Origin of the sequence: Commensalibacter papalotli (ex Servin-Garciduenas et al. 2014) (assembly GCF_000527695.1) — a bacterium.
Lineage (GTDB): Bacteria > Pseudomonadota > Alphaproteobacteria > Acetobacterales > Acetobacteraceae > Commensalibacter > Commensalibacter papalotli.
This window is the reverse complement of the sequence record NZ_ATSX01000002.1, coordinates 209,029-234,284: the sequence shown is the minus strand read 5'-3', so window position 1 is coordinate 234,284 and position 25,256 is coordinate 209,029. Positions and strand designations below refer to the sequence as shown.

At 35.3% G+C, this 25,256-nt stretch carries 13 protein-coding genes; 11 read left to right on the top strand and 2 right to left on the bottom strand.

The window, feature by feature from the left end:
* Positions 1 to 84 precede the first annotated feature (84 nt).
* Complete coding sequence (locus COMX_RS08070; RefSeq protein ID WP_034339738.1) at positions 85 to 663, bottom strand: TetR/AcrR family transcriptional regulator; 579 nt, start codon at positions 661 to 663, stop codon at positions 85 to 87.
* Between the two features lie 157 nt (positions 664 to 820).
* On the opposite strand from COMX_RS08070, the gene COMX_RS08065 reads away from it, so the two are divergent.
* The 6 genes from COMX_RS08065 to glgA all read left to right on the top strand — a co-directional run bounded on the left by COMX_RS08065 (position 821) and on the right by glgA (position 10,420).
* Positions 821 to 1,042, top strand: coding sequence for a YiaA/YiaB family inner membrane protein (locus tag COMX_RS08065; protein ID WP_034339736.1), 222 nt, complete (start codon positions 821 to 823; stop codon positions 1,040 to 1,042).
* A 33-nt stretch (positions 1,043 to 1,075) separates the two neighbouring features.
* Positions 1,076 to 4,489 (top strand): MFS transporter, encoded by a 3,414-nt coding sequence (locus tag COMX_RS08060; RefSeq protein WP_034339733.1) that lies wholly within the window; start codon positions 1,076 to 1,078, stop codon positions 4,487 to 4,489.
* On the top strand, positions 4,486 to 5,730 hold the full coding sequence (locus COMX_RS08055) for an NAD(P)/FAD-dependent oxidoreductase (protein WP_034339731.1): 1,245 nt from the start codon (positions 4,486 to 4,488) through the stop codon (positions 5,728 to 5,730). Before COMX_RS08060 ends, COMX_RS08055 begins: the two co-directional genes overlap by 4 nt.
* Before the next feature lie 265 nt (positions 5,731 to 5,995).
* Positions 5,996 to 6,583, top strand: coding sequence for a DUF3828 domain-containing protein (locus COMX_RS08050; protein WP_034339729.1), 588 nt, complete (start codon positions 5,996 to 5,998; stop codon positions 6,581 to 6,583).
* A gap of 119 nt (positions 6,584 to 6,702) precedes the next feature.
* Positions 6,703 to 8,892, top strand: a complete 2,190-nt coding sequence (glgB, locus tag COMX_RS08045) for a 1,4-alpha-glucan branching protein GlgB (RefSeq protein WP_034339727.1) — start codon at positions 6,703 to 6,705, stop codon at positions 8,890 to 8,892.
* A gap of 85 nt (positions 8,893 to 8,977) precedes the next feature.
* Positions 8,978 to 10,420 carry a glycogen synthase GlgA gene (glgA, locus tag COMX_RS08040; protein WP_034339724.1) on the top strand — a complete coding sequence of 481 codons (1,443 nt, stop codon included), beginning with the start codon at positions 8,978 to 8,980 and terminating at the stop codon, positions 10,418 to 10,420.
* A gap of 9 nt (positions 10,421 to 10,429) precedes the next feature.
* On the opposite strand, the gene COMX_RS08035 is transcribed toward glgA, so the two are convergent.
* Entirely contained in the window at positions 10,430 to 12,733 is a 2,304-nt protein-coding gene (locus tag COMX_RS08035; RefSeq protein WP_200867628.1) for a glycoside hydrolase family 15 protein, read from the bottom strand.
* 450 nt (positions 12,734 to 13,183) lie between these two features.
* On the opposite strand from COMX_RS08035, the gene COMX_RS08030 reads away from it, so the two are divergent.
* The 5 genes from COMX_RS08030 to COMX_RS08010 all read left to right on the top strand — a co-directional run bounded on the left by COMX_RS08030 (position 13,184) and on the right by COMX_RS08010 (position 25,223).
* Entirely contained in the window at positions 13,184 to 19,174 is a 5,991-nt protein-coding gene (locus COMX_RS08030; protein ID WP_034339716.1) for an alpha-2-macroglobulin family protein, read from the top strand.
* Positions 19,171 to 21,519: a penicillin-binding protein 1C gene (gene pbpC / locus COMX_RS08025; protein ID WP_034339713.1), complete on the top strand. Its 2,349-nt coding sequence runs from the start codon at positions 19,171 to 19,173 to the stop codon at positions 21,517 to 21,519. Before COMX_RS08030 ends, pbpC begins: the two co-directional genes overlap by 4 nt.
* A gap of 428 nt (positions 21,520 to 21,947) precedes the next feature.
* On the top strand, positions 21,948 to 22,796 hold the full coding sequence (locus COMX_RS08020; protein ID WP_051462028.1) for a transketolase: 849 nt from the start codon (positions 21,948 to 21,950) through the stop codon (positions 22,794 to 22,796).
* Positions 22,793 to 23,737, top strand: coding sequence for a transketolase family protein (locus tag COMX_RS08015; RefSeq protein ID WP_034339710.1), 945 nt, complete (start codon positions 22,793 to 22,795; stop codon positions 23,735 to 23,737). Before COMX_RS08020 ends, COMX_RS08015 begins: the two co-directional genes overlap by 4 nt.
* Before the next feature lie 4 nt (positions 23,738 to 23,741).
* Positions 23,742 to 25,223: an FGGY-family carbohydrate kinase gene (locus COMX_RS08010; protein ID WP_034339707.1), complete on the top strand. Its 1,482-nt coding sequence runs from the start codon at positions 23,742 to 23,744 to the stop codon at positions 25,221 to 25,223.
* The last annotated feature ends 33 nt before the right edge of the window (positions 25,224 to 25,256 follow it).

The following is a 25,256-nucleotide window of genomic DNA, read 5'->3' as shown; positions in this document are numbered from 1 at the left end:
TTGATAAACCTATCTATTTTCGCAAATGACTAATTACAATGTAATATATGCACGCTTATTTTTAATATTTTCTAATAACATTAATTATTTCATCATGGTTAAAACAAGTAATCGAATACGATTTTCCACATCTTGATTAGTCCCACCTAATCTGGAATCTAATCCTAATACAACAATACCATGAACTGCTTCATACATAGTTCTGGCCAGCATAATATTTTTCTCTTTATCTTGCATATCTTTTGAAAATAAAGTGGTAATTTTTAATAATAAATTACCACGAACCTCCAAATATTCAGTAGGTAAATCCCCTTGAGAAAAACGAAAAGCAAAAAGAGCTTCCCACTGATTAAAATATTCTCTAGCATAAGTTAAATAAGCAACAGCTAAAGCAGTTAAACGATCAACCACTTCTTCCCTTTGTTCTGCTTGGGCTTGTTCAAACATATACTCACCCATTTCTCTTAGCGTTCGCGTGTTTACCGCCAGAACCACGTCATCCAAGCCAGTAAATAAATAGCCCAATGCACCAAGTGCACAACCCGCTTTTTTAGTAATGGCACGTACCGTACATTTTCTCAGCCCTTCTGTTGCGATAATATTCTGAGCAACATCAATGATTTTTTGACGTAGCTCTTCTGGATCTCTACCTTTACGTCCCATTAATTCCTCTGTGTTTACTGATTATTATTTAGTTATGCACTTTATAAGTCAAAAACAAAAGAAGTAAATTTTATTGAACAACGTTCAAAAAGTTCTTGATTTTATCCTCCAAATGTATTTAATGAACATTGTTCAATTAACAGAAAAGGAATCGAAAATGATAAAACAATCAAACACTACAACAACAAACAGCTGGATTATATTTACATGGGTTAACTTTACTATCTCCATCATTGCGATCGCTTTTGCCGTTTTTTATATGCCAATAAATGATTGGCTCAGAGCTTGTCTGGGCCTATCAAGCTTGTTCTTAATTCAATCATCAATCTCTTTATCCAAAACATTACGTGATCAAGCAGAATATCAATCAGAACATTAAAATAAAACATATAACAAATAAGGCAAACCTATTATGCCAAAAACATCCAATTCATCCCAACGCTCTTTATGGTTTTTATGTTTGGCACAATCTTGCGGTGTACTAAATGAAAACATGATTAAAAATGCTATGCTCGTTATGGCACTATTTGTTATGGGGTATGAAAATACAGGAATAGCAGCAATCGCTGGAGGATTATTTATTCTACCTTATGCATGTTTCTCTGCAACCGCTGGACAAATTGCAGACAAATTCTCAAAACAACGTTTAATGATCGCCGTTAAAATTGTACAAATTCTCCTTATACCAGTTTCTTTTACAGGATTTATCCATCAACATATCCCTCTTTTATTGGGATGCATATTTTTACTGGGTACAGCCGAAGCTTTTTACTGCCCATTAAAGTACAGTATTATCCCTGAAATTGTCGAAAAGAAAAAAATCCTTTTTGGAAATAGCTTAATCGAAACCTCTACTTTTGTTTCCGTATTAATCGGGATGTTAATTGGTGGATCTGTAATTTTATTGCCTGGTGGTTTATATTGGGTTTGTGGGTCTGCTTTTATCTTATCTATCCTAAGTTTAATTTCAGTTTTAAAAATCAATAAAGTTGCACCAGCAGATCAAAACCTCATATTAAATATTAATATTATTCAAGAAACTTACAGAACAATTCTGTTATCTAATAAAAATCGTAGTATCTGGTTATGTATCTTGGGTATATCTTGGTTTTGGACAATCGGATCTATGGTTGGCGCTGGTATCTTTGATCTCTCTGCACAAATTATTCACCATAATGGTCATTATTTAACCAATTTGTTTATCAGCTGTTTCTCTTTAGGCGTTGCTGGAGGGTCTATCTTGTGCTCTCGTTTACTTAGAGGAAATATTTCTGCACGATTTGTTCCTGTCGCTGCGATTGGAATTTCTCTATTTTGTTTCGATTTTGGTTATGCAATCATATCTATTCAAACAGTGTCTTCTTTATCCTTTTTCGTCTCCTCATTTACAGGAATACGTATTCTTGTTGATTTAACCTTGATGGCAATCTGTTGTGGTATTTACTCAGTTCCACTTTATGCCATTATACAAGAAAAATCCCCTAAAAGCAGTAAAGCTAGAATTATTGCTGGTAACAACATTATTAATGCCATCATGATGGTCATAGGCGCTTTTATCTGGGCAAAAGCAAGCTCTTTTGGAGTTTCTTCTGCATCTCTATTCATATCTCTTTCAATCATTAATATATTTGTGGCTGTATATATCATGCGTTTTTTTACTTCCAAAATTCTTCAATTTATATTCAAAATCTATTTCAAAATTTTTCATAAAGTAACTGTCACAGGAATTGAAAACTTTCATCAAGCAGGCGATAAGGTTGTCATTGTTTGCAATCATACCTCTTTTGCTGATGCCAGCTTGTTATCTTGTCTTCTTCCTGAACAGCCTGCTTTTGCTATTTATACTAAAACAGCACAAAAATGGTGGGCTCGTCCTTTCTTGGCATTTGTAAAAACATTTACCGTAGATATTCAATCCCCATATACCATTAAAGAAATGGTTCAAGCTGTTCGTGATAAAAACCAAAAACTAGTTATTTTCCCCGAAGGGCGCCTGACTAAAACGGGAAATTTGATGAAATTATATGAAGGTGCAGGCATCGTTTCTTATAACGCAAACGCAAAGATATTGCCTATTTACATAAATGGATTACAATTCAGTATTTTGGGACGCATGAAAGGCAAGTTACCACTCCGATTATTCCCTCGAGTATCCATAACCATTAGACCACCAGTTGACTTAAACGACCACCTTAACCACAATCTTTCTCATCAAGAGAACAGAAATTATATTGGTAATATTCTAGAACAAATTATGATTAACACTTCCTTTGCTGCAAAAAACACTGAAAAAACACTTTTTAAGGCACTGATTGATGCAAAGGATCTCTATGGCAAAAAAAGAGAAATTATTGAAGATATCAAACGTGAACCTTTTACTTATGATCGTTTATGTATAGGGGCGATTTTATTCGGTCGAAAATTAGAAAAAGAAACTACTTTAAGTGAGTGTATTGGCTTATTACTTCCTAACTCTTGTGGTGCTATTGTCTCATTTATGGCTCTTTCTGCTTTTGGTCGCGTGCCACACCCAATCAACATCTCGACTGGCGCAGAAAATATTTTGAATATATTTCAAACTGCACAAATCAAGACCATTATTTCAAGCCATCTATTTATCGACAAAGGAGGGTTACAAGAGTTAGAAGCAAAACTTTTACAAAAAGTTAAAATTATTTACATAGAAGATATTATCAAAAATCTTACCTTATCAGATAAAGCCAAAGCAAAATTAGATTTATTACGTCCAGAAAACCTTCCCGGAATGAAGGCTTCTTATCAGTCACCCGCAGTTATTTTGTCGACCTCTGGCTCGGAAGGCCACCCAAAAGCTGTTGTATTAAGCCATCACAATATTTTAACCAACTGCCAACAAGTAGCCTCAGTAATTGACTTTAGCTGTGCAGATCATGTCTTTAACGCCATGCCTTTTTTCCACTCTCTTGGATTAACTGGAGCTACATTACTACCTTTATTCAATGGAGTTCGTACTTTCCATTACCCTAACCCTTTACATTATAAAACTATCCCCTCTATGATTTATGATACAGATGCAACCATATGCTTTGGTACCGATACTTTTTTAAATGCATGGGCTAAATATGCACATACTTATGATTTTTATGCCATGCGATACATTATTACCGGTGGAGAAAAAGTCAAAGAAGAAACACATAAATTATATGCTGAAAAATTTGGTGTCCGTATTTTCGAAGGGTATGGTGCAACAGAGAGCTCTCCTGTCATTGCTTTAAACACGCCAATGAATCATCGTAATGGAACCGTAGGGCACTTCTTGCCTGGGATTGATCATAAAATCACTCCTGTTCCAGGAATTAGTATAGGAGGAAAACTGTCAATAAAAGGCCATAATATCATGATGGGTTATATGTTAAATACAAACCCTGGCGTTATACAACCTATTGAAAATGAATGGTATGATACAGGGGATATTGTTTCAATTGATAGTGATAACTTTATTACGATTTCTGGTCGTGTAAAACGTTTTGCAAAAATTGGCGGTGAAATGATTTCCATGAGTGCTGTGGAAAGCATGACGACAAAAATATGGCCAACTGCAACGAATGCTGTAGTAAATTTAACGGATGAGAAAAAAGGAGAACAATTATTGTTGATTACAACGCAACAAGATGCGACAATTGAGCAAATGTTATCCTATAGCAAGAAGCATGATATTGCAAAAATCATGCTTCCTAAAACTGTTAAAATTGTTAAAGAAATCCCTTTATTTGCAACAGGGAAAATCAATTATCCAGAATTACAAAAACAATTACATTTATTAAAATTGGAGAATTCGACAAAATGAGAAAAAAACAAATCGTTGTCCTAGGCGGTGGGATTGCAGGAATTGAATTCTTGGTCAGAATTAATAAACAAATCGATCATTCTCAATATGAACTTTCTTTAATTGATAAAAATGAATTTCATACTTGGAAGCCTATGTTACATACTTTTGCTGCTGGAACAGCATCTCCTCAAGAACAAGGAATGCCATTTTTAATCCAAGCAAAACGTCACAATTTTACGTTTCAACCTGGTGAAGTGTCAGAGGTCAATACAGAAAAAAAAGAAATTATACTGGCCCCATATATTGATAAACATGACGATGAAATCTTACCCCAAAGAACTGTTCATTATGACTATCTTGTTGTCGCGTTAGGCAGCAGGGCAAATGATTTTAACACTAAAGGCGTAAAAGAGTTTGCTTATACAATTGATGACGTTGGATATGCGATTGAGTTTTACGATGACCTCAAAAAATACACCATACAATCAACATTATTGCAAAAAAAACATCATATAATTATTGTTGGTGCTGGAGCCACTGGAATTGAGCTTGCAGGTGAAGTCGTTCATGTTTTACAGCAATCCTCGCAATATACGAATCATAATTTAGAAAAATATATAGATATAACCGTTATTCAATCAGGAGACAGAGTATTACCTAGTTTTAAAAAACCAATCAGTCGATCTGTGCAAAAAACAATGGATCAAATTGGGGTAAAAACTTTATTATCAACCAGAGTAACCGAGGTTACTAAAGATCATGTTGTTTTAAGTTCAGGAGAAACGTTACCTGCAAATCAGGTAGTTTGGACGACGGGTATCAAAGCTACTGAAATTTCTGGCGATATTTCCAATGGAGAGCGCTCTAAGAATTTACAACTTATTGTCAATTCACAATTTCAGCTTTTAAATCATCCTGATATTTTTGTAATTGGGGATTGTTCTTTTATGCAAGATAAGCCTTTGGCACCAACAGCACAAGTTGCACGCCAACAAGCTATTTATCTAAGCAAAAATTTTATAAAAATTATTCATAAAGAAACTAATATTCCACGTTTTATGTATAAAGATTACGGATCTTTAATCAGTGTAGGTCGTTATGGCTCTTTTGGCTCTTTTGGTTCGACAGGACAAGTCAAAGGCATATTAGCACATTTAGCTCATATTTTGTTATATCGCACTCATCAAATGAATATCCTAGGTACATTCAGAGGGATAAGTGCAATTTTAGCTGACTTATTGCGCAACCTCTCCAGATAAAATCACTATCCAAGCAGAGAAAAAGAATGAACCTTTTTGTATCTCTGCTTTTCTCTTAATATTCTCTTAACGCTTTTAATGATATTAAATACCAAGATATTTCCTCTAGTAACACTCCTATTTATTGAATAATATATATTGTTTAAATAATGTTATAGTTAATTGATTAAAAATATAAATTCAGTATTGTAAAAGATTAAGGTATAATTTTATTAACTATTCTCTTCCTTTTTATAATGTAGTATCATCTTGGATATTGTTTAAAATGCTGATTAATCAAGTGCAACGAACTCGAATATATTGGTGTGCTATTATTTTTATAGGAACAATTTTTCTATTGCAAAGTAAAGCTTATGCACAAGAGAGCCCTATTAAAACTATTCAAGATATTTATTCTTCTTATCAACCTCAATCAGATAATGGAATAAGTAATATTGATCCAGCTGATCTACAAAACAGTCATTTTTTTTCACCTGATTTCCTAAATGTGATTAAGGAAGATGAAAAATTAACGTCCGCACAAGGAGATAATAGTATCATCGATTATGATTTTATCTGCAATTGTCAAGATACAATGGATGGTATTATTGTAAGGAAGATAGAAACATTACAGCAAACCCAAAATACAGCACGAGTAAAGGTTTCTTTTGATTTTATTCTAAATGGCAGCGATAATTTCCAAAAAGATGAACTTTTTTCTAACGAGCATCCTGGTCAACAACAAACTTACTTTAATTTAATCAAGCGCCAAAATCATTGGCTTATCGATGATGTGACCGATGAAAAAAATGTTGGTATCAAAAATGGATGGAAAGAAGAGCTTCGTAAATATTACCACAGCTCTATTAAATAATTTTATAACATCACCTTCACTTGTTTGTGTTTTTATTACGAAAAGATTAGGTTTCAAAAACTTAAATCTATGTCAGAATAAATTAAACCTATTTTTTACCAATAGATAAAATTATATACATGACAGAAAAAAAAACCGAAAAAACACGAACTCAATTATTAGAAGGAAAATGTAATGACCCTTTTTCTCTTTTAGGGCCTCATTTTATAAAAGGTTATTTGGAGTTTCGTGTTTTTTTACCTGGCGCAAAACAAGTTAGCATTCTTGAAAAAGCAACTCACAAAGAAATCTTGCCATTAAAACAAACACATCATGAAGGTTTCTTTGAAGGTAAAATTAAACAAGATATCTATTTCCCATATTTAGTTAAAATCAATTGGGAAAATAGTGAACAAATTATAGAAGACCCTTATCGTTTTGGTAAAATCTTGACAGAATATGATACCTGGTTACTTAACAGTGGCAAGGATATCTATTCCTATGAAAAACTTGGTGCTCATAAAACAACAATTGATGGTATTTCAGGGGTCAGTTTTATTGTATGGGCTCCTAATGCCCAGCGTGTTTCTGTTATCGGAGATTTCAATGCTTGGGATGGACGCAGGCATCCAATGAGATTGCGCCCAGAAAGTGGTTTTTGGGAAATTTTCATGCCTGATCTTGTACAAGGACAACTCTATAAATACGAAATTTTAACGCAAGCAAACGAAATCCTTTTTAAATCTGACCCTTATTCCTTTTTTAATCAATTACGCCCTGAAACAGCTTCCATTATCCATAACCCTCCCCCTGTAAAACGACGTCAACCAGAACAAAATCAAGCCAATCAATTAAATCAACCTATTTCTATTTATGAAGTGCATTTAGGATCATGGAAACTTAATGCAAAAACAAATAAATGGTTAACTTATAGGGAGCTTGCTGAGCAACTCATTCCTTATGTCAAAGAAATGGGTTTTACGCATATTGAAATTCTCCCTATACAAGAACATCCTTTTGATGGGTCTTGGGGATATCAACCTGTTAATATTTATGCCCCCACTTGTCGCTTTGGACCTCCAGAAGACCTTATTTACTTTATTGAAACAGCACATAGAAATAATATTAATATTATTCTTGATTGGGTTTCTGGGCATTTTCCCAAAGACCCATATGGTTTAGAATTCTTTGATGGTACTAATCTTTACGAATATCCTGATCCCAAAGAGGGATATCATCCTGACTGGAATACACTTATTTACAATTACAACAGCCCCTTTATCTGTAATTTTTTATCCAGTAATGCCCTATATTGGATAGAAAGATTTGGGTTTGATGGTCTTCGAGTTGATGCGGTTGCCTCAATGATTTATCGCGACTATAGCCGCAAAGATGGAGAATGGATTGCCAATAAATTTGGTGGCAATATTAATCTTGAAGCTGTCGACTTCCTACGTTATACAAATAACTTACTGCACAAACATACGCCTGAAATTGCTATGATTGCAGAAGAATCTACTAATTTTTATGGCGTAACCCTCCCTCCTGAACAAGATGGTCTGGGTTTTAATTATAAATGGAATATGGGCTGGATGCATGACACACTGGATTATATGCAACAGGATCCCATTTACCGTAAATTCAATCATAATAAAATGACTTTTGGCATTTTATATGCTTGGAGTGAAAATTTTATCCTGCCTTTATCTCATGATGAAGTCGTGCATGGAAAGAAATCTTTAGTAGAAAAAATGTCTGGTTTAGGTGACGAAAAATTTGCAAATCTTCGTGCTTATTACGCCTTTATGTGGGCATATCCAGGGAAAAAACTACTCTTTATGGGTTGTGAATTTGCACAATATAATGAATGGAATCATAATACTCAATTAGACTGGCATCTATTAGATAACCCGACACACAATTTACATAAAGGTGTGCAATCTTTAATCAAGGACCTTAATCATCTTTATAAAAACACGCCCCCCTTATATGAATATGATCATAATATAAAAAGTTTTGAATGGATCATTACTGATGACAGTGACAACTCTGTTTTTGCATTTATTAGAAAAGATCAAAATGATAATTTTATTTTGATTATTAGCCACTTTACTCCTACCATCTGTGAAAACTACCGAGTTGGAGTCCCCCATCATGGGGTTTATGAAATTATTTTAAATACAGATCATGCGATGTATTATGGAAAAAATACATTTGATAAACGTAAAATAATCAGTGAACCTATAAAGTCACACAATTTTGAATGGTCTTTATCAATATCACTACCACCTTTTTGTACGTTTTATATTAAGCTTAAAAATATATTTTAAATCTATATTATATTATTAATTTAATGTAATGATTAATCATGGTTTAGAATATATTTATTAATATATTATATATAAAGTGTTCTTGATGAATATATTACATGTTTGTTCTGAATTTTTTCCGTTATTAAAAACAGGTGGCCTAGCCGACGTCATGGCTGCTTTACCTGCGGCACAACGCCGTTTAACTGTTGATGCACGGATTTTACTACCTGGGTTCCCAAATATTATTAACCATGTTCCAAGCAAACAAAAAGTAACAGATCTTCATAGTTTCGCTGGAAATATAACTTTATATTACGCTGTCTATGATACAATCCCTTTATATATCATTGATGCCCCTAATTTATACGATCGACCAGGCAGCCCTTATCACGATCAAAATAAAATTGCATATAATGATAATCATATTCGTTTTGCTTTATTAGGTTTTGTTGCTTGTGAGCTGGCCAAAGGTTGTGATTCTTTTTGGAAACCAGATATTGTTCATGCTCATGATTGGCACGCGGGATTATCTTGTGCTTATCTCGCTGCGAATAACTATCCTGCTAAATGTGTTTTTACCATCCATAATATCGCCTTTCCTGGCATGTTTTCTCCTCATCACTTGCGTGAGCTATGGCTACCAGACAGCTTTTATAATATTGATGGTTTAGAGTTTTATGGGCAAATTTCATTTTTAAAAGCCGCCTTATATTATGCTAATCATTCTACCACCGTAAGCCCTACCTATGCTCAAGAGATACTTAATCCTCGTTACTCTCATGGATTTGACGGTTTATTACAACAACGATATCATGAGCATCGTTTTAGCGGTATTTTAAATCAGGTTGACGAAAATATATGGGCACCTGACAAAGATCCTTTAATAACACAACCTTATTCCGTACGTAACTTAAGAGATAAAATCAAAAACAAACAAGCTCTTCAACAAGAACTTGGGCTCCCATTACTACAAGGGTCTCCACTCTTTACCATCGTCAGCAGAATGAGTTATCAAAAAGGTCTGGATATGGTCTTGGAAATCCTACCTAAAATGATGGATGCTGGCCTACAATTCGTTATCTTAGGGCAAGGAGATCCTCATCTAGAGCATGCTTTCAGTCAACTTGCTTATAAATATCCCAATAATATGAGAGCAATCATTGGGTATACAGAACCAGAATCTCACCGTTTTATTGCCGGAGCTGATATTTTAATGGTTCCCAGTCGTTTTGAACCTTGTGGATTAACCCAACTCTATGCACAAAAATATGGGACGTTACCGTTAGTCAGACGAACAGGAGGATTAGCAGACACTGTAACTGATTGTTCTTTAGAAGCGATGGCTACTAATCAAGCCACAGGTTTTGTCTTCAATGAAAGCACCATCCACGATCTTGGTAACGCAATTCATCGCTCTTTGATCTTATGGAAAACCCAAAGGAAATGGCGCCAATTACAAAAAAGCGCCATGACCAAAGATTTTAGCTGGAATACCACCGCTCAAAGTTACATCTCCCTATATAATGAAATATTACATAAGGGATAAAGTAAAACTTTAGGTTACGGGGACTTCCCAATTTCTTCCTTCCCACCCATTATTTTCAAAATGACGTGTAAAATTAATTCTTTTCCCAGCAAGATTTTTAAGATTTAAACAAACACCATACATTCCAAACCCTAAAGGCTGACTTGACTGATCTTGGATATCATTCCATCCATCAAATCCATAATGTAAATTAAAAGGGCTGCTAGCCTGTATCCACAATTTATATTTTGAAGAAACAGAGCCACAAGCAATCGTATCATACCAATAAATAGCATCAGATTTTTGATTGTTTTTTAAATAGCGATCTGTAACGCAAGCAAACTGCTCTATAGGTTTTTGAGATATATGGATATAAATAAGTTTAATAAATTCTGCATGTGCCCAAATTAATGGCATAGCACTGCCTGAAGGACGTCCTTTATATAATCCATATCTTCGAATATCTTCTTGATCCCAAATTTGTTCTGGAAGCATTCCCCCTTTACTGGCAGAGGCAAGAATAGCTTTGATATAATCTGTTGCGTCTTCTTTACATAAAACAGCTTGGTGGCCTCGTTCACCACTTAATAATGGCCATAACCGCCCAATACCACTACCATCAAACGCACTACCATCTTCATGCTCGCCATAACCGTCTTCGTTATACCGATAATAATAAGGACCATGGGGTAAATTGACGCATAAAGCTTTATCAATCAACTTTGTTGTATCAACAATACGCTTATCCGTAGGATGACGTAATCCTAGCCTAGCTAAATAAAGATATTCTAGTCCAAGAAGTTTATATGTTTCAATAGATTGCCCATTTCTATTTTTAAGATCAACATATCCATATTTTGCAGGACAATTATTCGGATTAATGCGAACATAGTGACCATCAATTTGATGCTCTTGATCTAAATCTGTATTTTCTACATAAACCCACTCTTCTAGACGATTATTCCAGTCATCTGCCAGCTTTAACGCATACTCCGCATCGTTTTTATCAAGAAATTTAGAATGCGCACCTGTAACCAAAGCTGCTATCATTAAAGATAACGTAAAAGCATTAATTCCTGAATTCTCTTCCCAACGATCTTGAGGGCTAGTAGGGCCATTATGAACTATAAAAGCAATCGCTTTTTGAATCATATTCTCAACGGCTGCCTCCATACCATCAATTAGATTTTCCTCTTGCAATTTTACCGCAAATAATACAGGAAAGGCCACCTCATCAAGTTGTAATCCTTGCCAATAAGGGCGACCATCAGTAAAATTATTTTGCATCCAATGGCCATCAGGCAATTGAATAGAAATTAAATAGGAAAGGATTTGCTTAGCCTCTAATAGCATTCCACAAGTTAACATGGAAAAGCCAACTTCGACTAAATCTCTTGGCCAGACTAGATGATATCCCCCTGTATCTTTATGAGCATACCCCCAAGGAATACTTAAACTTGCAACCAAAGCGCCTGGAAAAGTTCCTCCAGCATGACTTTTTATAACCGCCATAGACCTTTTAATAGCATCTAATAAAACGTCAGGAAGTTTATCACTTTTGGGAAAGTTAAAAAACTTGAACCATTCTGTCCAACAAATAACATATTGTTCTCGAACATTAGGATAACCCGTCGCTAACGAGCTATAAGCCAACGTTTGAGCGCCTTCTTTAGTATTGGCAAAAGAAAGAGCTAAAACCCCATTATTTTCAGTAAGCTCGCCCATCATTGCAATATTTCCAGGGCCTGCTTGTTCATATTCCCATGTCATTTGACCATTTTGATGAAAATCTTGCCAACCATCAGAGTTACCTACATACCCAACACTGGAACGATTAAACCCACTATCTGCTGCAAGCATAATGGCGTAATCATCTTTTTCAGCAATCATTCCTTTGGATGTAATAAATCCTATATTACTTTCACTATTTCCACTTAAGTGAGGGGATAATAAAGAGTAAAGTTTTGCACCATTTCCTTCTAACTTATACTGAATTAATAAGACATCTCTGAGGGGATCAACAATAATTTCAAGCTCTAAGGTAAAAAGTTGATGTTTATGTGTAATTTTAGGAAGTAATAATTCTGCAGAAGGGGTGCTTAATGTATAATTATGCAAGCGTTTTACTTCGAACCACTCACCATTAACAGCAACAATAAAGCCTAAATCTCGGATTTGAGGTTTGCTACAAGATGGCCAATAAATTTCGTTAAGTATACCATATCCAACAGTAAACCAAACACGACTTTTTAATAAAGACGTTCCAATAATATCTTTTGCGCTACTTGTCCAAGTAGGGGATATTCCAGGTCCTCCAGGAGCTATTTTAGACATTATATTTCCTTTCTGATTTATAATTACTTGGTTTAATTTTTTACAGTGAGAAAGGGACTATAAAATAAATAAAAACAGTTACTTGATTTCGTAACACTTTATTTATAAACGATAATTACAAATAATAATTTAGTATATAAAGTTAAACATATAGCAAGCAATATATTATAAACTTAATGTAATGTTATTTCTATTCTTCTGAAGTGTCAAAGGCTTAAACGATTTAAACTCTTTACCAACAAATTATTAGTATTTGTCTAATATTTAAAAATAAAAAAATAAAAAAATTATCAGAAATAAATTTTTGTATTTAAAATCTATATTAAAATAATACATAGAATAATTTATAAATATTATGCCAGTAATATCATATTGCAAACACCCTAAATTTAGTGAATAAAAGATATTAATATATATATTTAAAACCACAAAATTAAGGATGAATTTTTTATGCAGTTTTTACAGTTTCTATGCTTATTGCCAATTAAAATTCTCCGATTTTTATGGAAATCTATTCTTTTTATTCTCAGACCTATCATAGGTCAGGTTAATTTTACATGGTCAGCCCCAACATGGATGGCACCTTGCCGCAAAAATAAAAAACTTTTTGCATATGGGATTCCTTCTTTTCTTGTAATGATTGCACTTGGTTATTCTGGAATCTATTGGTACCAACATCGTCCTATTCCACCAATTCCCAATTTGGTAAAAATATACGCTATTGCACCCTCTATTACAGATTATAAAAAAACACCTCCAACTATTTATCCATTAAGGATTAATTTCTCTGGATCGGCTGCTCCATTAAATAAAATGGGAAAGAAATTTCCTAATCTTTTTCCGATTACTCCAGAAATCAAAGGCGTTTGGCAATGGACCAGTGACCATGCATTAAGTTTTCAACCTCAAACAGATTGGAACGCTGGGCAAACTTACAGCATCAATTTTACTAAACCAAACGAGTTTAATCCAAATGTCATTATTCGCAGCGCACAAGATATCAATAATACAAACCCTACGGTTAAGTTTACCACAGTTGCTTTTGATGCAAAATTAAATGATAAAGCTTTTCAACAGGATGATCAGCATCCTATGATTAAAAAAGGAATCTTTACACTCAGCTTTAATATGCTTGTTGACCCGATTAGTTTTGAGAAAAATATACATTTATCCTTAGTTACCTACACTAAAAAGAAAAACACTTCTTTATTTAGTGGTGATAAAGACAAAGAAATTATAGAAAAAACTGAACAAAAAATACCTTTTAACGTTATTTATGATAAACAAAAACTGACCGCGACTATTGCTTCTGAAAATCTGCCAATCCCGAATGATAACAGCAAACTTGAATTAACAATTGATCCAGGAACAACTTCTCAACTAGGTCATGGTAATCTTACCAATAAGATCACTGCTTCTGTTAATGTTCCCAGTAAATACACATTAACTATTAATGATCTTAGTACGCATATTGTAACAGATGAGAAAAATACCTCTGATCAAATTTTAGAAGTGAAATTCAACTCTCCCGTCAATGATGAGCAAGTGGCTAAGAATATTTCTGCTTGGATTTTACCTGCTCTTAGCGATCGTGATGAACCATGGAATACGAAAACCCTAACCCCTCAAACCATTAGTCATTTCACACCTCTTAAACTAACTTTAATTCCCGCTGAAAATAACGCTCAAGCAATTCAAAGTTTTAAATATAAAACAGATCCTAATCAGCAAATTCTAGTTAAAATTAATGTCGGCATACAATCAACAGGCGGATATATTCTTAATAACCCTCATATAAAAATCCTTAATACGCCAGATTATCCAAAGCGTTTAAATTTTATGTCTGATGGTGCTTTGTTGTCCCTGCATGGCAGCAATAAAGTCTCTGTTGCTTCACAAAATTTAACTGGTGTAAAAATGGTTATCGGGCAATTACGTCCGAACCAAATACAACATCTTGTCAGCTTCCGAGATAGTGATGAAAATTATAATAAAGTAAACTTTAAATCTCCTTTTACAAAAGACCATATTATTAATCGCTATCAACAAAAAATCAGCTTTGGCAACAAGCCCTCGCATGACATTCGATATGATGGGTTTGATCTTTCATCATACTTGCACAAAGGATTACATGGTGTCTTTATCTTGCACTTATCAGAATATGATCAAAAAGCAGAAAGAAAAGAAAAACAAGCCAAACGCCAACGTGATCGAATTAATAGTCAAAGAACCTTTGCTATCGGTAATACCCCATCAAATATAGATGATAATGACTCTGATGAAGAAGAATCTTCTTTAAGCGATAGTCGTCTTATTGTTATTACTGATCTGGGTATGATTGTTAAGAAATCCCTTGATGGCAGCCAAGATGTATTTATCCAATCCATCAACAGTGGCAGCCCAGTGGCCAATGCAGAGGTTTCTGTGATGGGATTAAACGGGGATAAACTCATTACAAAAACAACAGACGATTCTGGCATTGTTCATTTTCCTAATTTGCAAGGGTTTACAAAAGATAAACTTCCTACTCTTTACATTGTTAATAAAGATGATGACCTATCCTTTTTACCCATTAATACAACTAATAGAAGTCTAGATTTTTCACGTTTTAATGTCGGTGGAGATATCAATACCATCCACAAAAAGGAGATTTCTGCTTATCTATTCTCGGATAGAGGTATTTATCGTACTGGCGAAGACTTCCACATTGGTATGGTAATCAAAACAGCTGATTGGCAAAATTCTATAAAAAATCTTCCATTAAAAATGATTATTACGGATCCTACTGGGAAAAGTTATGAATCTGCAGTGACGGTTGGTCAAGATGGATTTAATGAATACACCAACACTATTGGTGAAAATGACCCCAACGGTACATGGCAAATCAGTTTATTAACCATAGATCCCAAAGATAAAGATTGGTCACAAGAAATTGGATCAACAACGATCAAAGTCAAAGATTTTCTTCCTGAGCAAACGCGGGTTTCAGCTGAATTTTCTGCAAATAACCCTAAAGGATGGGTTAAACCTGAACAATTAAAAGCTATTGTTCAAGCCAAAAACCTATTTGGAACTCCAGCTGGAAACAGACGTGTTGAAGCTAGTATCAAAGTCAGTCCTTTTGTTCCTCAGTTTGAGCAATGGAAAGATTATCAATTCAGTATTGCTGATCGACTAAAAGAAAGCTTTGAAGATACATTACAAGAAGAAAAAACCAATGATCAAGGAAAAGCAACCTTTGATCTAAATCTTAAAAAATATACAAACTCCAGCTATAGCCTATCTTTCCTAGGACAAGTCTATGAACCTGATTCTGGGCGCAGTGTGGCGGCAACAGCTCAAACAATTGTCTCCTCCAATAATTATATGGTGGGATATCATTCAACAGACGATATCAGCAATATTAAGATCAACAGTGCTGTCAAAGCTGTACATTTAATTGCGATTAACCAACAGGTTAAATTAATACCATTACCTGACCTTAAAATCAGATTAATTGAAAAACGCTATGTTTCAGTTTTAGTAAAACAATCTTCTGGGCTTTACAAATATGAATCAAAACCCAGAGAAACAATTTTAAGTGAAACGCCTTTTTCTATTGATAAAAATGGTAGTGACTATTCAATTAACACAAATAAAGCTGGAGACTATAAAGCGGTTGTTTTGGATAAAGACAATAACGAGCTCAATACTATCAATTTCTCTATTATTGGTGCAGGTAATTTATCACGCTCCTTAGAAAGAAATGCCGAGCTTAATATTAGCCTTAATAAAAAAACTTATAAACCAGGTGAAGAAATCGAAGTTGCTATTCGAGCTCCTTATATAGGCAGTGGATTAATTACCATTGAAAAAGACAAAGTCTATGCGCATACTTGGTTCCATACAGATACCACCAGCTCCATTCAACATATTACTGTTCCACCAGAGTTGGATGGAAACGGATATATTAATGTCCAGTTCGTTCGTGACCCCTCTTCTGATGAAATCTTTATGAGTCCTCTAAGCTATGGGGTTGTCCCTTTTTCTATTAATCTTGAACAACATCAAAACGCTTTGACAATCACAGCACCTGAAATTACCAAAGACCGTAAAATTACTTTTACAGTAACCTCTGAACGCCCAACACGTGTAATCTTATGGGCGGTAGATAAAGGGATTTTACAAGTTTCCAAATATAAACTACCTAATCCTTTAGGATATTTTTTCAGTAAGAAAATGCTTGATGTGCAAACTTTGCAAATTCTCGACCAAATTCTTCCTGAATTTAGTCAATTATTAAAAGTAGCTGCCGCCGCCGGCGGAGATGAAGATTCCCCGTTTACACAACGTGTTAATCCATTCAAACGCAAACAAGATAAACCTGTTGTCTTTTGGTCTGGAATTGTTGACATCAATGGCAGCAGAGACTTTACCTATGATGCGCCAGATTATTTTAATGGCACATTACAAGTCATGGCTTTATCCGTTTCAGATGAGCAAATTGGTGTAACTAGCAAAGAAAGCATTGTCAGAGATGATTTTGTTTTAAAACCCAACGCACCAACAACGCTTACCCCAGGAGATGAAAGTGAAGTCAGCGTTCTTGTTGCCAATAATCTGGACAAACTCAATGGACAAAAAGTTCCCGTAAGTGTTAGCCTAAAAACAACCTCTCAATTCCAAGTCATAGGGAATAATATCCAAACGCTCTCTTTGGGTGAAAAACAAGATAGTGTTGTTCAATTCCGTATCAAAGCGCTTAATCGTAATCTTGGTTCAGGGGATTTAATATTCTCGGTGAACTACAATCAATCCATAACTCGTAACACAACGCATGTTTTATTACGACCAGCCTCAACCTATCGCACTCAAGTAAATATGAATAAACTTGACGCTGGAGCAACAAAAACTTTTACGGATTTACGTAGTGTTTATCCGAATAACGCTTTGCATTATGCTTCTTTTTCCAACCTACCGATGGTGATTATCCAAGGGCTAGGCACTTATCTTATGGACTATGAACATTTATGCTCAGAACAAATTGTTAGCCGTGCTTTTGCTTTGCTAACTATTCAAAATAAACCTGAGTTAAAAAATATTTTTGCTCAGACAGATCCGAACCAAGTCAAAAATCTTAACGCATCACTTGATCAAATTATTACGACTTTACAAGAGAGGCAAAATAGTGCAGGTGCGTTTGGCTTATGGAGATCCACACCCAATGCCGATAACTTTGTTACCAGCTATGTTACTTTCTTCTTACAAAATGCAGCAGATCAAGGAAAAAATGTTTCTCAAAGTGCTTTAAATAAAGCCTATGCTTATTTAAAAGATTATGCTGTAAATGGCAGCAATGACAATTTGACTGATATGCGTAATAAAGCGTTTGCTATTTATATCCTTACAAAACAAGGCAATGTTACCACCAGTGCCATCTCTAGCCTTGTGAAAGATCTAAATACAAAATACAAAGAATCTTGGAAACAAGATTCCACCGCTGCATGGTTAGCCGCCTCTATGAAGCTTATGAAGCAAGATGAAGCTGCAGGACAGATGATGGCGGAATCCTTAAAAAGACTGCAACGAGATCCTAAGGCTTCTAATATAGGTTGGAATTACGAAGGTTATGATGGTGGGGATTTAGCCCAAGATGCTACCATTTTATATCTTGTGTCACAGCATTTCCCAAGTCTATTACCAAACTTGTCTGAAAATGCTTTTACCAACATTTTAAGCACGATTGAACAAGGCTATTATAATACTTTGTCATCATCATTAACCGTAATGGCATTTGATGCTTATTCTGCAAATATTAAAGATGATACGAAAAACTTGTTAATCCAAGCAATGGGAACAGATAGTCAAAAACAATCAACCATTTTGAAAACCAGTCAACTTAAAAATGGCATACAGATATTAAACTGGCAGCAAGGACCTACTACTTCTTTGAGCTTCAACAATCAATCCAGTATCAAAGCTTGGTATAGTGTTATTCAAAGAGGTTTTGACCAAAACCCTCCTAAAACAGCACTCCAACAAAAAATGGAGATTATTAGAGATTATACCGATCAAAAGAATAATCCAGTCTCTGATGTCAAAGTGGGTCAAGAAATCTTGGTTCATGTTAAATTCCGTTCAACAGACAATAAAACACACAATAATATCGCTATTACTGATTTATTACCTGGTGGATTTGACCTTGTTGCTGACAAGACAGAAGCTGTTGATTCAACCACAGAAAATAATAGTTTCTATCCTGATTTTATTAATAAACAAGAAGATAAAGTTATGATTTATACTTCGGTTACTAAAAATATTCAGGAATATGTCTATCGGATTAAAGCAACCAATGCAGGAAAATACATCATTCCGCCAGCTTATGGTGAAGGAATGTATAATCCAACCATTCAGGCAAGATCCCTTTCAGGTGGATATCTTGCTGTTACTTCGGCTAAATGATCCATTTTTTAAAAAAATGGCAAAACTGGATTTGTGCTGGCAGCTTGATTATTATTATCATTATCGGCTGTCGGCTATATCCACATCCTGCACTAAAAGATTCCCTTCCTATTTCTCGTACGGTTTATGATCAGTCTGGAAAACTGCTGCGATTAACCTTGGCAAAAGATGATCGTTATCGATTATGGGTGCCTTTAAACAAGATATCCCCAACCTTAATTAATGCCGTTCTGCTTCACGAAGATCAGTGGTTTTATTATCATTTAGGCACGAACCCTTATGGCATAGCCAGAGGCGCTTTGGTTACCTATATTTTGCATGGGCACAGACAGGGTGGCTCAACCATTACTATGCAACTTGCACGCCTTTTATATCAGCTCAATACCAAAACACCTTGGGGTAAAGTAAAACAAATCTATTATGCTACCAAGCTTGAGTTACTTTATTCCAAAAAAGAGATTTTAGAAGCTTATTTAAATATCGCCCCTTATGGAGGGAACGTTGAAGGTATACAAACAGCAAGCCTTATCTATTTTAATAAAAATGCTTCTGAGTTAAATATTCCTGAAACTCTTTTATTAGCTGTTATCCCCCAAGAACCTAATCTAAGACTACGTTGTAAAAATAAGGATACTTGTCTGATTACCAACAAAAATATTCTTAAGGCAAGATCACTTTTATACAATCAATGGATTAAAACTTATCCAACAGATAACAACGTAGCTGCGTTTATAAAATTGCCATTACCGTTACGCCCCGTTTCAAAGCTTCCTTTTGAAGCACCACATTTCTCTGAGCAAGCTCTTAATCAATACCCCACAAAATCTAACCTAATGACAACGCTTGATTTAAGCCTGCAACATATTCTTGAACAACAAATTACTAATTATGTGAGTTCGAATGGTCAATTAGGAATTCATAATGCGGCAGCATTATTAGTTGATACAAATGACATGAGCATCAAAGCTATGATAGGCTCAGCAAATTATTTTAACCAAACCATATCTGGACAAATTAACGGAACATCAATCAAAAGATCCCCAGGATCATCGTTAAAACCCTTTATTTATGGGCTTGGATTTGATCAAGGGATATTACATCCGCAAAGTATTTTATATGATATTCCCATGACTTTTTCTGGATATGCACCTGAAAATTTTGATAGACATTTTGAAGGGCCTTTAACCGCAACTAAAGCCTTAAATCTAAGCCGAAATATCCCTGCTGTTTGGGTTGAATCAAAATTATCAAACCCTAATTTTTATCAGTTCCTTGCGAATGCAACTATTCATCATCTTAAAAGCCAACAATATTATGGGTTATCCTTGGCTCTTGGTGGAGAAGAAATTTCAATGCAACAAGAAGCCAACTTGTATGCTTTATTGGCCAATCAAGGAAAATTACAGCCATTACGTTTTCTTTTAACCGATCCTATAAAAGATGGAAAATCATTACTAACTAATGAAGCCCGATTTATGGTAATCGATATTTTATCACAAAATAAACGGCCTGATGAAACGACCTCAGCCATACATTCTCCGTTCCCAATTGCTTGGAAAACAGGTACGTCTTCTGGATTTCGTGATGCATGGACTGCTGGACTATTCAGTCATTATGTTTTAATCGTTTGGGTCGGTAATTTTGATAATTCCAGCAATAGCAATTCAACAGGTGTTAAAACAGCAGCCCCTTTATTTTTTAATATTATAGATGCTTTACAGCCTAAAGTTACTTCAAAAGACCTTACAGCTTGGCAAGCACCTCAAACACTTAAAAAAGTGCAAATTTGCCTTGCCAGTGGCGATTTACCCAATCATTGGTGCCCGCAAACAGGATATACATGGTTTATTCCAGGCGTATCTCCTATAAAAGTCAGCACTTTGCATCAACCAGTAATCATTGATAAAAACACTGGAAAAGTGGCATGCCCTCCTTTTGAAGGAAAGCAAATTCATACAGAAATCTTTGAGTTTTGGCCATCAGAAATACAATCTATTTTTAAAAGAGCAGGCTTATCTTATCGTTCCCCACCCTCTGATAAATCTTGTAAAAAAACATTTAAAAATACACACCCACCGCATATTCGCTCTCCTCATGCTTATCAAACTTATCTGTTACGTTCAAAATTGAAAGATCATGATCAAACTTCTATTGCTTTAACCGCCAACGCAGATGGAAATATTTCGCGCTTATATTGGTTTGCAAATAACAATTTTCTTGGAGAAACCCCACCCAATAGTGCTCTGTTTTGGCAGCCTGAACTGATTGGAAACTATCATATATCTGTTACCGATGATCAAGGGCAAAGTGATAGTGTAAATATCACTATTGATTCGATTCAGTAAATTTAAATAAAATCCATTGAAATATAATTTTTGAATAAAAGACAATATTTTATTAAATGAACGGTTATGAATACTGTAAATATTGATATTTACGTTATTGTTAGAGTTACAGAAATACAGCGAATTTATTTCTATATCGTGATGTAAAATCGATTATAGCACATTAACTGAATGGATATTACACAATCACCTCTCTTCGACAAACTGTGCATTAGTTTGAAAAACTCCACAAAAAGTATAATCGCTTAATAAAGGATTCTAATTCTTTTTATATAGTATGATGTATACCATATATTCACAACATCGTTATTTATTAGATATTTTCTTGACCAATTTCATTTTAAAAGGTCATATCTATATATGAATAAATTATCACTATGTGAATAAATATTCATATATAAAATTGATTTGTTATTTGAGGTGGTTAAATGGCTAAAGTTCAAGAGGTTTTGAATAATAATGACAAGGATCGCCTGCTAAAGTTAAGTCAAATTGCTTCTGAAATTCGTGTTGATATCGTGAATACCATTGCCGCGGCAAAGATGGGGCATATTGGGGGTGACTTTTCTGTCACTGATATTTTAGTTTCCTTATTTTTTGGCGTGATGAACTATAAATCACAAGATCCAAATTGGGCAGACAGAGATAGATTCATTCTATCAAAAGGGCATTGTGCAGCAGCTTTATATTCTGTGATGGCCAAAGCTGGCTATTTCAAACATGAACAGCTGGGTGATTTTATGAAGCCTTTATCTTTTTTAGGAGGGCATCCTAATCGCCGTAAACTTTCAGGTATTGAAGCGAATACAGGCCCATTAGGTCATGGATTACCTATCGGGGTCGGATGTGCAATTGGAGCAAAGTTAGCAAAAAAATCATATAGAACTTTTGTTATATTAGGAGATGGTGAGTTACAAGAGGGCTCTAATTGGGAAGCCGCAATGTATGCAGGCCATCGTAAGCTTGGCAATTTAATGGCCATTGTTGATCGTAACCGCTTACAACAAGGTGCAGGCACCGAAGATACCAATTCACTTGATCCCTTAGCAGATAAATGGCGTGCTTTTGGTTGGGATACGTATGAGCTGAACGGGCATTGTTTTGAAGAATTATTAAAAGTTATGGAAGCTCCTTCTACAGGTAAACCCAAAGTTATTATCGCGAACACAATCAAAGGAAAAGGGGTCTCCTTTATTGAAAATAGAGTGGAATGGCATCACAAAGTTCCTTCTGCCGAACAAAATATCCAAGCTATTAAGGAGTTAACACACTCATGACGTCTTTATCTCAACAAGAAACATTTGATTGTCGCAAAATATTTGCTGAAACCTTAATAGAGTTGGCTCGTCAAGATGAGCGTATTGTCGCTGTTTGTAATGACTCTGTTGGTTCATCTAATTTAAATGATTTTAAAAAAGAATTCCCAGATCGTTTAATTAATGTCGGTATCGCTGAACAAAATATGATTGGAGTTGCCGCAGGGCTGGCCAATAGTGGTTTTATTCCATTTGTAAGCTGTGCTGGACCTTTTTTAAGTGGTCGTGCTTTGGAACAGGTTAAGGCTGACGTTGCATATAATATGTATCCAATTATTTTATGTGCGCAAAGCCCTGGAATGTCTTATGGAGAATTGGGGCCAACCCATCACTCTATCGAAGATTTCTCTTGGATCCGAGCATTAACAGATATTACATTGCTAAGCCCTGCTGACCCTAAGCAAACTAAGGATGCAATTCTTTGGGCGGTTAGAGCAAATAAACCTGTTTATATGCGTATTAATCGCTTTAAAATTCCTCAGACCACACCAAATAATGCCCCTTTTGAAGTGGGTAAAGCATTGGTTTTAAAAGAGGGAAAAGATGTTACGTTGATTACAACAGGTATCCTCGTTCCTCGTGCTTTAGAGGCCGCAGTTTTATTGGAACAACAAGGCATTTCAGCCAGAGTTTTAAATATGCACACGATTAATCCATTGGATAAAAAAGCCATTCTTGCTGCGGCCAGTCAAACGCGTGGTATCGTAACTATGGAAGAAGCCATCACAACGGGTGGTTTGGGCGCAGCAGTTGCCGAGGTAGTTGTTGAGCATCATCCAACCAAGATGCGAATTTTAGGCGTTTCACATTTTGCGCCAACAGGTTCTGCATCATTTTTATTAGACCATTTTGGGCTAAGTGTAGAAAATATTGTTAAGTCTGCTTGTGAATTAGCGAGGTAGCATCATGGGCGATCCATTAGTTCTGGCCATTGATCAAGGTAGCAGCTCTACAAAGTGCGTTATTGTTGATTACAAAGGTAAAATTATTGCGTGTGGTAAGATTGAAATTGGGGAAACCCATCCTTTTCCCGGTCACGTTGAACAAGACGGAGAGGAAATCTGGCAAAGTGTAGGAAAGGTTGTTTCTAAAACACTTGAAAACTTGCCTAATGGTTATATAGCTGCTGATGTTATTGTTGCCGGGATCAGCACACAACGAGAATCTTTTCTATTATGGGATCGCCAGACAGGGAAACCATTGCATCCGCTAATTTCTTGGCAAGATCAACGCCAAGTCGATTTATCATCAAAATGTTCAGATGAAGCTGTGCAGAACAAGGTAAAGTTTCTTACAGGCCTTCCTTTGGACCCCATGTTTTCTGCATCTAAAGGTAAATGGTTATTAGATCATTATGATAAAGACCGTAATCGCTCTTTGAAGGGTGAGCTCTGCCTTGGTACAATTGATTCATGGTTGCTATTCAACATTTATGGCGAGCATTTAATCGAAGCAGGCAATGCATCACGTACTCAATTAATCAATGTTCATGAATGTGATTGGGACGATGACTTACTGGCCTTATTTGATGTGCCGAGAGCATGTTTACCTAAAGTTATTTCTTCTAATGGTCCTTTTCCAAAAGAGATCAAACAATCTTTGGGTCCATTAAAAATTCCTGTTGGTGCAGTAATGGGAGATAGTCATTCTGCTTTATTTGGACATCAAGCATTTAATATTGGGCAAGTCAAAGCAACTTATGGCACAGGCTCTTCAATTATGGGGCTTATTCGTAAAGAAGACGAGCTGCATTCTGGTTTATGTTTAACCATTGGTTGGAAAACTGGTGATAAGATTGCTTATGCTGCTGAAGGAAACATTCGCTCTTTAGGAGCTACCTTACGTTGGATGGCAGGAATATTGGATATTTCTGTGACTGAACTCGTTGAATTGGGTATGAAAAGTCAAAGTGACTCTGTTGTGTTAGTTCCTGGTTTTGGAGGGCTGGGTGCCCCTTGGTGGGATGAAAAAGCAGTTGGTTTAATTACCAATTTGACCCTCGGAACCAGCAGGCAGACTTTGGCCAGAGCTACTATAGACAGTGTGGTTTATCAAGTTGCGGACGTAGTAAATGCTATTCGTCGTAATGTGGGTGAAATTCATCAACTTTTTGTAGATGGTGGACCAACCAGTCATGACGGTTTGATGCAGTTACAAGCACAGATACTGAATTGTTCTGTATTTAGAGCAGAAAGACCAGAATTATCAGCTTTGGGGGTTGCTTATATGGCAGGGTTAACCGAAGAAATTTGGACTCAAGCAGGTTTAGATAAACTCAATCGAGCTTATGATTTGTTTGAACCAAAATCACAGCAAGATGAACAGAACATTGATTTAGAAAAGTGGCATAAAGCCGTTAACCAATCCCGTCAGCTATATTCTATCTAATATTTGTTAAAGAGAATATTTATTATAAAGGAA

Coding starts and splice junctions, on each gene's coding strand:
- COMX_RS08050 (WP_034339729.1), top strand. CDS start 5,996: ATGCTGATTAATCAAGTGCAACGAACTCGAATATATTGGTGTGCTATT.
- COMX_RS08055 (WP_034339731.1), top strand. CDS start 4,486: ATGAGAAAAAAACAAATCGTTGTCCTAGGCGGTGGGATTGCAGGAATT.
- COMX_RS08065 (WP_034339736.1), top strand. CDS start 821: ATGATAAAACAATCAAACACTACAACAACAAACAGCTGGATTATATTT.
- glgB (WP_034339727.1), top strand. CDS start 6,703: ATGACAGAAAAAAAAACCGAAAAAACACGAACTCAATTATTAGAAGGA.
- glgA (WP_034339724.1), top strand. CDS start 8,978: ATGAATATATTACATGTTTGTTCTGAATTTTTTCCGTTATTAAAAACA.
- COMX_RS08020 (WP_051462028.1), top strand. CDS start 21,948: ATGGCTAAAGTTCAAGAGGTTTTGAATAATAATGACAAGGATCGCCTG.
- COMX_RS08015 (WP_034339710.1), top strand. CDS start 22,793: ATGACGTCTTTATCTCAACAAGAAACATTTGATTGTCGCAAAATATTT.
- COMX_RS08070 (WP_034339738.1), bottom strand. CDS start 663: ATGGGACGTAAAGGTAGAGATCCAGAAGAGCTACGTCAAAAAATCATT.
- COMX_RS08030 (WP_034339716.1), top strand. CDS start 13,184: ATGCAGTTTTTACAGTTTCTATGCTTATTGCCAATTAAAATTCTCCGA.
- COMX_RS08035 (WP_200867628.1), bottom strand. CDS start 12,733: ATGTCTAAAATAGCTCCTGGAGGACCTGGAATATCCCCTACTTGGACA.
- pbpC (WP_034339713.1), top strand. CDS start 19,171: ATGATCCATTTTTTAAAAAAATGGCAAAACTGGATTTGTGCTGGCAGC.
- COMX_RS08010 (WP_034339707.1), top strand. CDS start 23,742: ATGGGCGATCCATTAGTTCTGGCCATTGATCAAGGTAGCAGCTCTACA.
- COMX_RS08060 (WP_034339733.1), top strand. CDS start 1,076: ATGCCAAAAACATCCAATTCATCCCAACGCTCTTTATGGTTTTTATGT.